Raw genomic sequence first — 13,536 nt, 5'->3', positions numbered from 1 at the left:
GTCAGACGTGACCGCTTATGTCAGACTGCGAAACGCAATCATAGTGGCCGTGGCCGTAATCCCAACCGCTAAAATGCGCCAATGTCAGCGACATAATATCATCATGGCCCAAACACACCCGGACCAGGGCGGGGCGGTCGGGGAATCAGGGGGCCTGGTGGGTATTGCCCCGCGCTGACACGCTGCAATGCGCAAAATTTGGATTTTCCCTGACGGGGTTTCTGTGATTGTCTCGGCCCGACTCTTGCCCCAACGGCACAACAAACCCGCACAAAACAGGAGAGCACATGTCAGGTCACGGATATGAATCGGGGCGATTGAACCTGCCCTTTGTCGGCATCGCCACGTTTGGCAAAAAACCTTACGTGGCCGACTGGGATCAGATTGACGCCGACGTAGCCATCCTGGGCGCGCCGTTTGATTTCGGATGCCAGTATCGCTCGGGCGCTCGGTTCGGGCCACGGGCGGTGCGCGAGGCATCGACCCTGTTCAGCTTTGGACATGCCGGGGCCTATGATCATGAGGATGACGCCACCTATCTGGGCGGCGATGTGCGGATCGTCGATCTGGGCGATGCCGATATCATTCACACCAAGACCCGCGAAAGCCATGCCAATATCGAATATGGGGTGAAGAAAATCCTCGATGCGGGGGCTCTGCCCGTGACCATTGGCGGCGATCACTCGGTCAATATTCCCTGCATCCGCGCCTTTGCTGACGATTGCGACAAGAACGGTCCGATCCACGTGGTGCAGATCGACGCGCATCTGGATTTCGTCGATGAACGCCACGGCGTGACCGAGGGCCACGGCAACCCGATGCGGCGCGCGATTGAACAGGATTACGTTTCGGGCATGACGCAGCTGGGCATCCGCAACGTGTCCTCAACCGCGAAAGAGGGGTATGACGAAGCCCGCGCCCGCGGCTCGGATATTCTGTCCGTGCGTCAGGTGCGCAAACTGGGCACAGACGGCGTGCTGGACCGCATCCCGCAGGGCGCGCGGTACTATGTCACCATCGATATTGATGCCTTTTGCCCCTCAATCGCGCCGGGCACCGGCACGCCCAGCCATGGCGGGTTTCTGTACTATGACGTGCTGGAAATCCTGCAGGGGCTGGCCAAGCGCGGCGACGTGGTGGGCATTGATCTGGTTGAGGTCGCCCCGGCCTATGACCAGACCGAAAGCACGCAGATTCTGGCGGCACAGCTTTTGCTGAACTTTCTGGGTTTCATCTTTCACCACCGCCGCTAGCGGTCAGCCCAGATAGGCGCGCAGGCTGGGCGGCGGGTTGTCAAACAGCTGCGCGGTCGGGGCTGGCGCATGGGCGCAGCCCTCGGCCACCAATACCGTCTGATCGGCAATGCGGCGTGCGTCCTGCGGATCATGACTGACCATCAACAGGGTCGTGCCCGTCTCGGCCAGCAGTCGGGCAACAAGGTCCAGCATCTCGGTCTTCAGCGCGGGCCCCAGCGCCGCAAAGGGTTCGTCCAGCAACAGCATGTTTCGGCGCTGCACCAATACCCGCGCCAGCGCGACGCGGCTTTGCTGTCCGCCGGACAGTTCCGCCGGTTTCCGCTCGCCATAATCGGGCAGGCCGACGCGGGTCAGAGCCGTCTGAACCTGCGCGTTTTCCGCCTCTGACAGCCGCCCATTGGGGCGCAGCCCAAGGGCCACGTTCTGCTCAACTGTCAGATGCGGAAACAGATTGCCATCCTGAAACAGCATCGCCAAAGGACGCTTGCCCGGCGCAAGGTCGGAAATCCGCACCCCATCCCACAGGATTTCCCCGTCTGAGAGGTCGCGAAACCCGGCAATCGCCTCAAGCAGCGTGGACTTACCCGCCCCCGAAGGCCCGACAATCGCCACGCTGGCCCCGGCAGGAACCGAGAAATCGGCCCGCAGCGCAAAGCCGCCATTCTCAACGCAGCAGCCCTCAAGTTTCAGCATGCGCCCGTCCCCCTCGATCCAAAAGCCAGAATGCCCCCATCGACAGCATCAACAACAACAGCGCCGCGCCCGCCGCCGCCTGCATCTGATAAGCCCCCATCAACCGGTAGATCTGCAAGGGCAGCGTGGCGATCTGCGGGTCGGCAAACAGGGCAATCACCCCAAGATCCCCCATCGACAGCGCTGCCGCCAGCCCTGCCGCAAACCGGATTTGCGGCCGCATCCGGGGCAGAAGGATGCGGGTGAAAAACACCCATTTGCCCATATCCAAGGACAGCGCCAGCCGCCCGTGGCGGGCGACGACATCCCGCGCGGCGGGCACCAGAATGCGCAGGGCAAAGGGCAAAGCCATCACCGCATTCACCAGCGCCGTCACCGGCAGCGCCAGAGCCGTGGGGTTTGCCACCGGTCGGATCAGGATGAACAGCCCGGTCCCGATCACCAAAGGTGACGCCGACAGCCCCAGAATACCGCTCAGCTCAACAATGCCATGACGCCCGGTTGCCACCGCCATCGCCATGGGCAGAGCCAGCATCAGCAGCACCATCGTGCTGGCCGCCGCCACCAGAACCGAGATCACCGCCGCGCGAAACACCAGCGCCGGCATCTCGAACACCCCGGCAATGCCCGAGATCGCCACCGCCGCCAGCGGCAGCAGCAGGAACACCGCAGCCGCCACGATCCAAACGATATCAAGAACCGGCGCGCCGCCGTCCCAACGGCGGATGGCGCGGTCCAGCCCGGCCCCGAACCCGTCGCCGCGTGAAAATTTCAGCGCCGCCAGCGCGGCAGCGGTGGTCAGGGCCAGTTGCAACCCCGACAACAATGCCGCGCGGCCCAGATCGAAATCATAGGTAAACGCCTGATAGATCGCCAGTTCCAGCGTCGTGGCGCGCGGCCCGCCGCCCAATGTCAGAGCGACGGCAAAACTGGTCAGGCATATCGCAAAGATCACCGCCAAGACACCCGGCAGAATGCGGCGCAGCATCGGCCATTCGATCAGACGGAACATGGCCCAGCCGTCACAGCCCAGCTGCGCAGCCAGCCGAAACCGTTCCGCCGGAACCTCTTGCCACGCCTGCAGGATCAGCCGCGTGGCCAGCGGCAGGTTGAAAAACACATGGGCCAGCACCACACCGTGCAGCCCATAGATGCGGATCGGGGGCAGGCCAAAGAGGCCCAACAGCTCGGAGATCCAGCCCGCCCGGCCAAAGACCTGCAACAGCCCAAGGATGGCGACAATGACCGGCAGAATGAAAGGCGCGCCCAACAGCGCGATCAGCACCCGCCGTCCGGCAAACCGCCGCCGGGCCAGGGCGCGCGCCACCGGAATGGCCAGCGCGGCGCTGAACAGCGCGGACAGAACCGCCTGAACCAAGGTGAACCGCAACGCGGCCCAGTCCGAGGGTCCGAACCCGCCCAACGCCTCGGCGCGCAGGCCCACGGCGGCCAATGTCCCAAGGATCAGCGCGGCCACCAAAGCCGCCGCGCCAATGCCCGGCCATGGGCTTACTGGCTGAGCGCGCTCAGCCATTCCGCCAGCGCCTGATCCCGCACCGCGGCGGCCTCATCCGGGGTGAACAGCAGCGATTTTTCGGGCACGATCAGGGTATCGAACCCTTCGGGCAACCCGTCAGCCGGGGTTACGGCCGGATACATCCAGTTGGTCGTGGGAATGATCTGCTGGAATGCGTCCGAGACCATGAAGTTCAGGAACTGATCCGCCAGTTCCGGCTGATCGCTGTTGGCCAGTTTCGCGGCCACTTCGACCTGCATGTAATGGCCTTCATCAAAAGCCGCTGCCGCTTTGCTGGCATCTTCCTCGGCGATCAGATGATAGGCGGGCGAGGTGGTATAGCTGAGGACCATGTCGGCCTCACCCTCAAGGAACAGGCCATACGCCTCGGACCAGCCTTTGGTCACGGTGACGATATTGTCAGCCAGACCTTCCCACATATCCTCGGCCTCATCGCCATAGGCGGCCTGCACCCACAGCAAAAGCCCCAGACCGGGGGTGGATGAGCGCGGGTCCTGGATGATGATCTTGGTGTCGCTCTTGGCCAGTTCCGCGAAATTCGCAGGGGCCGCCGCATCCGCGTTGTGGACAAACGCGAAATAGCCCCAGTCATAGGGGGCGAACACCTCATCGGTCCACTCGATCGGCAGGTCATACTCGGCGCTGACCCCGCTGGGCGCAAACAGGCCGGTGTCCTTGGCGGCGTTGATCAGGTTGGTGTCCAGACCCAGTACCACATCCGCGTCCGAGGTTTCACCCTCAAGCCGGATGCGCGACAACAGGGCCGCACCGTCCTCGATGCCCACAAGGTTCAGTGTGCAGTCGCAGATCGCCTCGAACGCCTCTTTGACCTGCGGGCCGGGGCCCCAGTCCGAGACAAAGCTGTCATAGGTATACACGGTCAGCTGAGGTTTATCGGCGGCCACCGCCGTGGTCGCGCTCAGAAGTCCCGCAGCAATCATCAGATGTTTCATGTCATCCTCCATTGCGGCGAGAGGGCAAGGATGGATGGATCCGACACCTTTCCCTCCGCCGGTTCTAGCCGGTTCAGGTTCAACGGGTTCGCCACTGGCATCTCAGCGCGATCTCTCACGCACCCCGAGGTGAGGGTGTGACTAGGCGGGAATGGGCCGGATTACAACCCTTTCCCCCCTGTCCTTATTCAGCCGCGATGGCCTGATCGGGCGCGGAGGTCATCGGGGTCCAGTTCAGATCGCCGGTATAGCGCCAGGCCAGTTTGCCCTGTTCATCCATCGCGATCAGATGCAGCCAGCCATTGTCGAACAGCGCCCGCACTTGCGGATGGCGGCTCAGGATGTCCGACATCGCCGCGTGCGGGGCTTCGATCACCACCGACAGACGCAGCGGATCATGCTGATAGCCTTCGCCATCATGGATAGACTGCCACGGCAGGCCCGGACGGGGGGCGCCGTTGTTGCCCTCCAGCACGCCAATGCCGCCGACCACATTGTGCAGCAGCTTGTTGCCGCCACCAAACAGGCGCGGGGCCACGGTCGAGCCATAATATTGCAGGCTGATCCAGCTGACGACCACCACCGGCGCGGTCATGATCAGCTCCAGCACGCCAAACCCGTCATCTTTGCGCCAGTCATAATTGTGCAGGAACGCCTGCCCCGCCAGATCCGCCCCATCCGTGCGGTGGCGCGGCGCGGCGATAAAGGCGCGGCACCCGGCCAGACCCCATTCGGGGCGGGTTTCGGCCCAGTCCTGCGCCCGGCGCTGAATATCGGTAGCCCTGGCCGCACGCGGCAGACGCACGGCGCGTTCCGCCCGCGCCAGCTGTCCTGCGGCTGCCAGCCATGTTTTCAAACGCGCCAGATCACCCGACCAGTTGCCCGCCGGCAAATCCTGCTCATACAGATGCACCCGGTCGGTCGTGGTGTAATGCATCGCCGCAACAAAGATCGTGTCTTCGGGAATTTCGACCCCCTGTTCGGCCAACCCGGAACGCACCCGCGGATCGTTCAGCAGCCCGGCCAGCAGCCGCGCATTCACGTCCCCCGCGTGCCCGCCGCAAGCGCCACAATGCAGCGCGCTTTCATGCGGGTTGTTGGTCACATCCGCACCGTGCCCGGCCAGCAATACGATGCGGGCAAAATTGTCGGTCAATGACATCGCCGTCAGCACCGTTTTGGCCATCGTGACCCGCGCGCTCAGATCGATATTGGGATCCAGCTGCGGTGCGGGATCGACCTTGGTCTTTCCGCCAACACCCAGCGCATCGCGCATCAGCTTGCCCGCATACAATGGCCCCGTCGCCTCGACAAAGGCAAACGAGGACACAGCCGCCAGCTTGAACCGGCCCCAGGCCCGTTTCGCCCGCGCCGTATAGCGCCGGGACAGGTCCTTGCCCGCAGACTCCTTGGCCTGAGAGCAGACCGAAGGCTGCAACAGAACCGGGCCGTGCAGCTCGGTCACATCAGACCCGGCGGCCTTGTGGGCGCTGGCCAAACCAAAGAACCCGGCAAAGCCCAGCGTTTCGATCCCGGTATCCTGCGCCTCAAGCGCGCGGCGGAACACTTCGGACCGCACATCGATGCAGAACGCGGCCTGAACCTGCGCCCGGCCCCCCGACGGGCGCGCCGCGCCCGGCAGCAACCTGTCCGCAAGAGCGCGCTGCTGTGCCCGCTCAGCCGCCTCTTGCAGCACCGCGTCGATGACGAAATCCATATCCGGGGTTACCGGGGATTCATGCGCGGCCACGACCCCGGCCCATTTTTCACCGATCTGATCCTCGTAGAGGTCCAGCAACGCCTCATCAAACACCATGCGGACGGCCAGCAGCTCGGTCACGGTGTTGTCCGCTTCGCCGTTCAGCTCGGCCTCCCACAGCAGATAGCGCGCGTATTGCGCCCATCCGCCCAGGGTCGTCAGCCAGCGGTGATAGGCGGTGGCCGCGGCATCCGTGCTCAGCCCCAGCCGTTCCGACGACCGGCCAATGGCGCGCCAGTGTGAGCGGTTGGTGCCCGCAACAAACGCCCCAAACCCAGCCAGGCCATGAATTTCCGGCGTCAGATCGCGCGAGGCAAACTCGCGCCAGGCACTGAACGCGCCGCCCGTGCGGGCCTGCTGCCACAGGGCCTGACCCTGATCGAAATGGCTGGCGGCCCAGATACCGATCCGGTCTTCGATCAGACCGGGCCAGTCTGTGCCAGACACCTCAGCCGCTAATTCAGCCACGGTAGGCAGGGCCACGGGCTGCGGGGCCTCGGCGCCAAGCCCGGTTTTCACATCCTCAAGGCTGGGCGTATTGAACTGCCCAGCAAGGGCTGAGAGCGCATCCAGAATATCGGCCTCGGTGATCTCACCGGCATCCAACTTGGCGGCCCAATGCGCCCGGTCCGGCGTGATCCGCGTGCCCGCAACCCGCGCCAGCCGGGCCGAGGTCACGGCCAGCGGCTCATCCGCCTGACCCAGAAACGGGTTCACGGCAACGTTCGACGACAGCGGGAACAGCGGCGGGATCGCATGGGCGGCAGATTTCGCCTCGGCCACCAGTTCCAGCAGCGGTGCGGGATATGCTTCAAGCTTTGCAAACATCACATCAGTTCCTTTCAGGCTGCGGACCGTCTGGACCAACCGTCCAGAAACTTGTCGAAAATGGCATTGGCATAGAGACCGTTTGACAGATGCACCCGCAGCCCCGCCGCCGCCGGATGCGACGCCCACAGCGGGAAGGTGGCCTGCGCCACGGCAACGAAGCCAAAGCTCAGCAACGCCAGCACGATCAGCGCCCATTCCAGCGGCCCCGGCGCGGGGGTGGCGGGCAAGGCCCCGGCGGTCAGGTGCTGTGCGATGACCTGCAGCGCGAAATAACTGACCGAGGTCACCAGCGCATAAACCACCGTGCGCTGCGTCAACTGGCGCGGCGCGGCATCGGCAAAGCCCTGCGCCAGCAGATAGGCCACGCCAAAGATCAGGATGACGCCAAGGGCGATGGCCTGCACCGATTTGCCGTCAAAACCCAGCACAGTGCCGACCAGCGCATAGATCACGATTGCCGTCCCAAAGGCGCGCAACACATTGCTGGCCGAGGGCACCGCGATCGGTCCGGGGCGGTGGATTGCGGCCACGTTCCTGACCGCCTCGCCCGAGCTGAGGAAAGCATGCGCCTTATACAGCGAATGCGCCACGATATGCAGCAGCGCCAGCGGGAACAGCGCCAGACCGCATTGCATCACCATGAACGCCATCTGCGCAATCGTCGACCACGCCAGAGAGGTCTTGACCGCTGGCTGCGTCAGCATCACCAGCCCGCCGAACAGCGCCGTGAACCCGCCCAGCATCACCAACAGGGCCATCACCCCCGGCGCCACCAGCATCACATCGGCAAAACGGATCAGCAGGAAGCCGCCCGCATTGATCACACCGGCATGCAACAGAGCCGAGACTGGCGTGGGGGCCTCCATCACCTCGGTCAGCCAGCCGTGTACCGGGAACTGGGCCGAGGCCAGCACCGCCGCCACCGCGATCAGCAGCGCTGCGGTCAGGGTCATCCATCCGGCCTGTACCGTGGTCAGGATCGTATGAATATCCGTGGTGCCCATGGCGATGATCAGCAGACCTATGGCCAGCGCCAGCGCGCCCTCGCTCAATCGCGCCACCAGCGCCTTTTTGCGGGCCGCCCGTTGAGCCGTGGCGCGTTCGGGATAGAACAACAGCAGCTTATGCAAGGCCAGGCTGGTTGCAGTCCAGGCCAAAAGCAGCTGGATCAGGTTCCCTGACATCACCAGCAAAAGGACCGAGGCCAGCGTCAGCGCCATCCATTTCGTGAACGTCCCCTGCCGCGCCTCACCATCCATATAGGTGGCCGAATAGCGCAACACGATCCAGCCGATAAAGCTGACCAGCACCAGCATCACCGCGCTGACCGCATCCAACCGGACCGACAGCCCAACCCCAAGCAGCCCGATCAGGCCCGAGGTTCCGGGGCCAAAGACCACCAGCAGGGTTGCAGAGATACCCGCCACCAGAAAGGCAGCGAACGCCGCCGCCTCGGCAATCTGCGGCACGCGCCCCGGGCGCAGGCCCGGATGACGCCCGGCATGGATCGCAGCAGCGATCAGGATCAGCGGGCTGAGAAGGGGCAGAAAAAGGTAGAACATGGTGACGGTCCCTGGATCATCGGTTTGGGACAGTCAGTTAGGACAGATTCTTTGCCGTTAAAAATACATTGTTCTATCAGTATCATTCTATTATTTAGAACGATATGCCTTTGAACTATCATCACCTGCGCTATTTCTGGGCCGTGGCCCATGACGGCAACCTGACCCGAACGGCGCAGCGGCTGAACCTGTCGCAATCGGCCCTGTCGGTGCAGATCAAACAGCTTGAGGAACGGCTGGGCCATGATCTGTTTGAACGCCGCGGGCGGCAGCTTTACCTGACCGAGGCCGGGCGTATCGCGCTGGACCATGCCGACGCGATTTTCTCGACAGGGCAAGAGCTTGTGGCCACCCTGACCGAGACGGTGCAGACCCGCAAAGCCCTGCGCGTCGGGGCATTGGCGACGCTGTCGCGCAACTTTCAGATCGGGTTTCTGCGCCCGATCCTGTCGCGGCTGGATGTTGAGGTGATCCTGCGCTCGGGCAGCCCGACCGAGCTGATGGAGGGGCTTGAAACCCTGAACCTCGATCTGGTGCTGATGAACCGCCCGCCCCCCGATGACAGCCTGACCCCGTTCGAGACCCACCAGATCGCGGAACAGGCCGTCAGCATCGTTGGCACGCCCGACCGTCTGGACCCGGATCGCCCAATCAAGGACTTGTTGCACGAACAGCCCTTTATCCTGCCCACCACCGACAGCAGCGTGCGCACCGCCTTTGACGCGATGGCCAGCCGGTTGTCGGAACGCCCCCAGATCGCGGCCGAGGTGGATGATATGGCGATGATGCGCCTGCTGGTGCGCGAAGATATCGGCCTTGCCCTTGTGGCCCCGATCGTTGTGACGGATGAGCTGACATCAGGCCGGCTGGTCGAAGCCCGCGAACACCCCCGGATCAAGGAAACCTTCTACGCCATCACCCTGCGCCGCCGCTTTCCCAACCCGCTGGTGCAGGACCTGCTGGCGCATGAGCCCGACCCGGCCTTCACGCCCTGAAGAACCCAAAACTCAGCCTCGGGCCGGGTGCAACTGCTCGGTGATGCGGAAAAAGCTGGAAACGGCGGCGGTCTGACGCATTGCGGGCAAACAGGCCAGAAAATGCGCGACCGTCAGATTCTTATCCTCGATGGGGACAAAACGAATACCGGGCTCATTCTCGCATTCCTGCGCCAGCGCCACCCCGACCCCGGCCCCCGAATTCACCAGCGACCGGATGGAGCCCCAGGACCCAAGGCCCAAAATCGTCGTCAGCTTGACCCCCCGCAGCCGCGCTGCGGCCTCAAAAATCCGCCGGGTCGAGGATGTCGGCTCGCGCTGGATCAGCTTGAGCGCTTCGACCTCTTGCCATGTTACCGCCTTTGCGCCTGTCAAAGGATGACCTTCGGGCACGATCAATCCAACAGTCGAATCCGCCAGTTTGATCCCGGACAGATCGGGCGGCAGCTCTTTGGCGGTGAACAGGCAGACATCGAATTCGCCGGTATAAAGCATCGGCAACAGATCATGGCTGGCCATGGCACGGGCCGTCACATCCACCGCCGGGTAGGCGCGCACGAACTCGGACATTACCGGGATGGCAATCTGAAAAGTCGAATAGCCGATATGGAAACTGCCGGAATGCAGGTCCTGTTCGGCCGTCAGCACGGTATCGATGCTGTCGCGCAAGGCGATCAGCGCCTTGATGTCGCCGCGTATCTTGCTCAGCAACGGGGTGGCGGTGATCGTCGTGCCCGACCGGTCCAGCAAACGGCACTGATAGTGCTGTTCCAGCGAGTACACCAGATTGGACACCGTCGGCTGCGACACCCCAAGCTCTTTGGCGGCAAGGGTAAAACTACCCTGCCGTACAACCGCTTCAAGGGCCTGCAATTGCTTCAGGCTGATTTTCGATTTCATGGGGTCACTCGTGGCTGGGCATTTGCAGCCACCATAGATCAGCGGACCGGATCAGGAAAACCACTGATGCAAAAAGATCGGGCCGGTTCTGTGCAAACCGGCCCGAGCGGGTTCAGAAATGCGCCGAGTTCGTGACCTCGGGCTTGGCGGGCGGTGCAAAGCTGGTCAGGTCGATGCCTTCCACCGCGGCCTTGTATTCTTCGATCTTCGGGGTCCGGCCCAGAATAGCCGACAGCACCACAACCGGGGTCGAGGCCAGCAGGGACTCGCCCTTTTTCTCGTCCGAATCCTCAACCACGCGACCCTGGAACAGGCGGGTCGAGGTGGCCAGAACCGTGTCGCCTTTTTCGGCCTTTTCCTGATTGCCCATGCACAGGTTGCAGCCGGGGCGCTCAAGATACAGGATGTTTTCATATTCCTTGCGCGCCGAGGTTTTCGGGAACAGATCGTCAAACTCGAAACCCGAATAGCGCTGCAGGATTTCCCAATCGCCTTCGGCCTTCAGCTCATCGACAATGTTATAGGTCGGCGCGGCCACAACCAGTGGCGCGTTGAACTCAACCTTGCCTGAAACCTTTTCCAGATTGCGCAGCATCTGGGCCACGATCTTCATGTCGCCCTTATGCACCATGCACGACCCGACAAAGCCCAGATCGACCTTTTTGTCGCCGCCGTAATAAGACACCGGACGGATCGTATCGTGGGTATAGCGTTTCGACACATCCGCGTTGTTCACATCCGGGTCGGCGATCATCGGCTCGTCAATCTCATCCAGATCAACGACAACCTCGGCGAAATACTTCGCATCCGCATCCGGGGTCAGCGCGGGCACGGTGCCCGATTTGATCTCGGCGATGCGTGCATCGGCTTTGTCTATCAGGCCCTGCAGGGTCTTGGCCTCATTCTCCATGCCTTTATCGATCATGATCTGAATGCGGTGCTTGGCGATTTCCAGCGATTCGACCAGCGTGTCATCTTCCGAGATACAGATCGACGCCTTGGCCTTCATCTCGGCCGTCCAGTCGGTAAAGGTGAACGCCTGATCCGCCAGCAAGGTGCCGATATGCACCTCGATGATGCGGCCCTGGAACACGTTGTCGCCGAACTGTTTCAGCATCTGCGCCTGCGTCGCGTGCACCACGTCGCGGAAATCCATATGGTCGGCCATCTTGCCCTTGAAGGTCACCTTGACCGATTCCGGGATCGGCATCGTCGCCTCCCCCGTGGCCAGCGCCAGCGCAACGGTGCCCGAATCCGCGCCAAACGCCACGCCCTTGGACATCCGCGTATGGCTGTCGCCGCCGATGATTATGGCGCGGTCATCGACCGTGATGTCATTCAGCACCTTGTGAATCACATCCGTCATCGCATGATATTCGTGCTTGGGGTCGCGCGCGGTGATCAGGCCGAAATTGTTCATGAAGGACATCAGGCGCGGAATGTTGGCCTGTGCCTTCTTGTCCCAGACCGAGGCCGTGTGACAGCCCGACTGATAGGCCCCATCCACAACCGGCGAAATGACGGTGGCGGCCATCGCCTCAAGCTCTTGGCTGGTCATCAGCCCGGTGGTGTCCTGCGAGCCCACGATATTGACCTTGACCCGCACGTCCGATCCAGCGTGCAGAACCTTGCCGGGGGCCACGCCCACGGCGTTGCGGTTAAAGATCTTTTCAACCGCCGTCAGACCCTGATCGTCATGGGTGATTTCCTTGGACGGCGCAAAGACCGGGGTCTGTTCGACGCCAAGTGTTTCGGCGGCAAATGTCTGCAGCTTCTTGCCAAAGACAATGGCATAAGACCCGCCCGCAACCATGAATTCCTTCTTTTGCGGCGTGAAGGACGACGCGATATCCACCAGCTCAGTCTCACCGCTGGCGTCATACAGCTTTTTGTCGCGGGTGTTGATGGTCATGACGGTGCCGGTCTCGACCGAATATTTCTGTTCGAGGATCGGGCTGTCATCATTGTTGAGGATCGGGTTACCCTCGCCGTCCACTTTCTTGACCCAGTTCTTCAGGTCGATGCCGATGCCGCCGGTCACGCCGACCGTGGTCAGGAAGATCGGCGAAATCCCGTTGGTGCCCGCCACGATGGGGGCGATGTTGACAAAGGGCACATAGGGGCTGGCCTGTTTGCCCGTCCACAGCGCCACGTTGTTCACGCCCGACATCCGCGACGATCCCACACCCATGGTGCCTTTTTCCGCGATCAGCATGACGCGCTTGTCGGGGTGCTGCAGTTTCAGCGCCTCAATCTCCTGCTGCGCCTTGTCCGAGATAAAGCACTTGCCGTGCAACTCTCGGTCTGACCGCGAATGCGCCTGATTGCCCGGCGACAGAAGATCGGTCGAGATATCGCCCTCGGCCGCCACATAGGTCACGATTTTGATCTCTTCATCCAGATCGGGCAGCTTGGTAAAGAACTCGGCCTTGGCGTAGCTGTCCAGAATATCGCGCGCCACCGGGTTGCCCGCCTCAAACGCCGCCTTCAACCGGTCGGTGTCGGCCTCATAGAGGAAGACCTGCGATTTCAGCACCTCAGCCGCCTGAGCAGCAAGCGCCGCATCATCACCCAGGGCCACGTCCAGCAGAACCTCGACCGAGGGGCCGCCCTTCATGTGCGACAACAGCTCGAACGCGAAAGGAACCGAGATTTCCTCGACCACCGCATCGCCCAGTATGATCTCTTTCAGGAACTTGGCCTTTTCCCCCGCAGCACTCGTCGTGCCGGGCAGTGTGTTATAGATAAAGAACTGCAGCGACTGGTCCCGGTGTTCGTTGCCTGCATCTTTGATCTGATCCACGATCTCTTTGACCAATGCGGCATCATCGATGGGCTTGGGGTGCAGGCCCTCGGCTTTGCGGGTTTCAATCTCACTGAGGTAATCTGTATAAAGGCTCATGGCTATTCCGGCTGTTTGCATCTGGTGGCGATCAGGGCCGGAGTCGCGATGATCTATACGGTCCGGCATTTGTTTGTATGCGGCGGTATACTATTCCCCCACAGATTTCAATAGACCATCTGCGCGCACCCGGTCGGTCCCTTCCCAT

Annotated in this window: 9 protein-coding genes and 1 riboswitch; of the genes, 2 read left to right on the top strand and 7 right to left on the bottom strand. The window is 62.4% G+C overall.

What is annotated here, in order from left to right:
* The first annotated feature begins 287 nt into the window (after positions 1 to 287).
* Positions 288 to 1,253, top strand: coding sequence for an agmatinase (speB, locus tag ACRZ94_RS14710; RefSeq protein WP_480797666.1), 966 nt, complete (start codon positions 288 to 290; stop codon positions 1,251 to 1,253).
* A 3-nt stretch (positions 1,254 to 1,256) separates the two neighbouring features.
* Here the strand turns inward: speB and ACRZ94_RS14705 are convergent, their stop codons facing one another.
* The 5 genes from ACRZ94_RS14705 to ACRZ94_RS14685 all read right to left on the bottom strand — a co-directional run bounded on the left by ACRZ94_RS14705 (position 1,257) and on the right by ACRZ94_RS14685 (position 8,591).
* Complete coding sequence (locus ACRZ94_RS14705; RefSeq protein ID WP_480797665.1) at positions 1,257 to 1,949, bottom strand: thiamine ABC transporter ATP-binding protein; 693 nt, start codon at positions 1,947 to 1,949, stop codon at positions 1,257 to 1,259.
* Positions 1,936 to 3,483 carry a thiamine/thiamine pyrophosphate ABC transporter permease ThiP gene (locus ACRZ94_RS14700; RefSeq protein WP_480797664.1) on the bottom strand — a complete coding sequence of 516 codons (1,548 nt, stop codon included), beginning with the start codon at positions 3,481 to 3,483 and terminating at the stop codon, positions 1,936 to 1,938. The genes ACRZ94_RS14705 and ACRZ94_RS14700 overlap by 14 nt, the downstream gene beginning before the upstream one ends.
* Positions 3,459 to 4,439, bottom strand: coding sequence for a thiamine ABC transporter substrate binding subunit (thiB, locus tag ACRZ94_RS14695; protein ID WP_480797663.1), 981 nt, complete (start codon positions 4,437 to 4,439; stop codon positions 3,459 to 3,461). Before thiB ends, ACRZ94_RS14700 begins: the two co-directional genes overlap by 25 nt.
* Positions 4,440 to 4,471: 32 nt before the next feature.
* Positions 4,472 to 4,576, bottom strand: a riboswitch (TPP riboswitch).
* A 47-nt stretch (positions 4,577 to 4,623) separates the two neighbouring features.
* Positions 4,624 to 7,026 carry a YbcC family protein gene (locus ACRZ94_RS14690; RefSeq protein WP_480797662.1) on the bottom strand — a complete coding sequence of 801 codons (2,403 nt, stop codon included), beginning with the start codon at positions 7,024 to 7,026 and terminating at the stop codon, positions 4,624 to 4,626.
* A gap of 14 nt (positions 7,027 to 7,040) precedes the next feature.
* Complete coding sequence (locus ACRZ94_RS14685) at positions 7,041 to 8,591, bottom strand: proton-conducting transporter transmembrane domain-containing protein (protein ID WP_480654599.1); 1,551 nt, start codon at positions 8,589 to 8,591, stop codon at positions 7,041 to 7,043.
* 104 nt (positions 8,592 to 8,695) lie between these two features.
* Here ACRZ94_RS14685 and ACRZ94_RS14680 point away from each other — a divergent pair, with 104 nt between their 5' ends.
* Positions 8,696 to 9,586 (top strand): LysR family transcriptional regulator, encoded by an 891-nt coding sequence (locus tag ACRZ94_RS14680; protein WP_480654597.1) that lies wholly within the window; start codon positions 8,696 to 8,698, stop codon positions 9,584 to 9,586.
* 12 nt (positions 9,587 to 9,598) lie between these two features.
* Here the strand turns inward: ACRZ94_RS14680 and ACRZ94_RS14675 are convergent, their stop codons facing one another.
* Together ACRZ94_RS14675 and ACRZ94_RS14670 are read right to left on the bottom strand one after the other, a co-directional pair.
* Positions 9,599 to 10,486 carry a LysR substrate-binding domain-containing protein gene (locus tag ACRZ94_RS14675; protein WP_480654595.1) on the bottom strand — a complete coding sequence of 296 codons (888 nt, stop codon included), beginning with the start codon at positions 10,484 to 10,486 and terminating at the stop codon, positions 9,599 to 9,601.
* Between the two features lie 112 nt (positions 10,487 to 10,598).
* On the bottom strand, positions 10,599 to 13,388 hold the full coding sequence (locus tag ACRZ94_RS14670; protein ID WP_480797661.1) for a bifunctional aconitate hydratase 2/2-methylisocitrate dehydratase: 2,790 nt from the start codon (positions 13,386 to 13,388) through the stop codon (positions 10,599 to 10,601).
* Positions 13,389 to 13,536 lie beyond the last annotated feature (148 nt).

This window comes from Ruegeria sp. CH10 (assembly GCF_056537125.1).
The sequence above is the reverse complement of the archived record's forward strand: the minus strand, read 5'-3'. Positions and strand labels throughout refer to the sequence as shown.

What these genes read in the sequence shown, in the direction of transcription:
- speB (WP_480797666.1), top strand. Translation starts at nt 288, where the DNA reads ATGTCAGGTCACGGATATGAATCGGGGCGATTGAACCTGCCCTTTGTC.
- ACRZ94_RS14675 (WP_480654595.1), bottom strand. Translation starts at nt 10,486, where the DNA reads ATGAAATCGAAAATCAGCCTGAAGCAATTGCAGGCCCTTGAAGCGGTT.
- ACRZ94_RS14685 (WP_480654599.1), bottom strand. Translation starts at nt 8,591, where the DNA reads ATGTTCTACCTTTTTCTGCCCCTTCTCAGCCCGCTGATCCTGATCGCT.
- ACRZ94_RS14700 (WP_480797664.1), bottom strand. Translation starts at nt 3,483, where the DNA reads ATGGCTGAGCGCGCTCAGCCAGTAAGCCCATGGCCGGGCATTGGCGCG.
- ACRZ94_RS14690 (WP_480797662.1), bottom strand. Translation starts at nt 7,026, where the DNA reads ATGTTTGCAAAGCTTGAAGCATATCCCGCACCGCTGCTGGAACTGGTG.
- ACRZ94_RS14680 (WP_480654597.1), top strand. Translation starts at nt 8,696, where the DNA reads ATGCCTTTGAACTATCATCACCTGCGCTATTTCTGGGCCGTGGCCCAT.
- ACRZ94_RS14670 (WP_480797661.1), bottom strand. Translation starts at nt 13,388, where the DNA reads ATGAGCCTTTATACAGATTACCTCAGTGAGATTGAAACCCGCAAAGCC.
- ACRZ94_RS14705 (WP_480797665.1), bottom strand. Translation starts at nt 1,949, where the DNA reads ATGCTGAAACTTGAGGGCTGCTGCGTTGAGAATGGCGGCTTTGCGCTG.
- thiB (WP_480797663.1), bottom strand. Translation starts at nt 4,439, where the DNA reads ATGAAACATCTGATGATTGCTGCGGGACTTCTGAGCGCGACCACGGCG.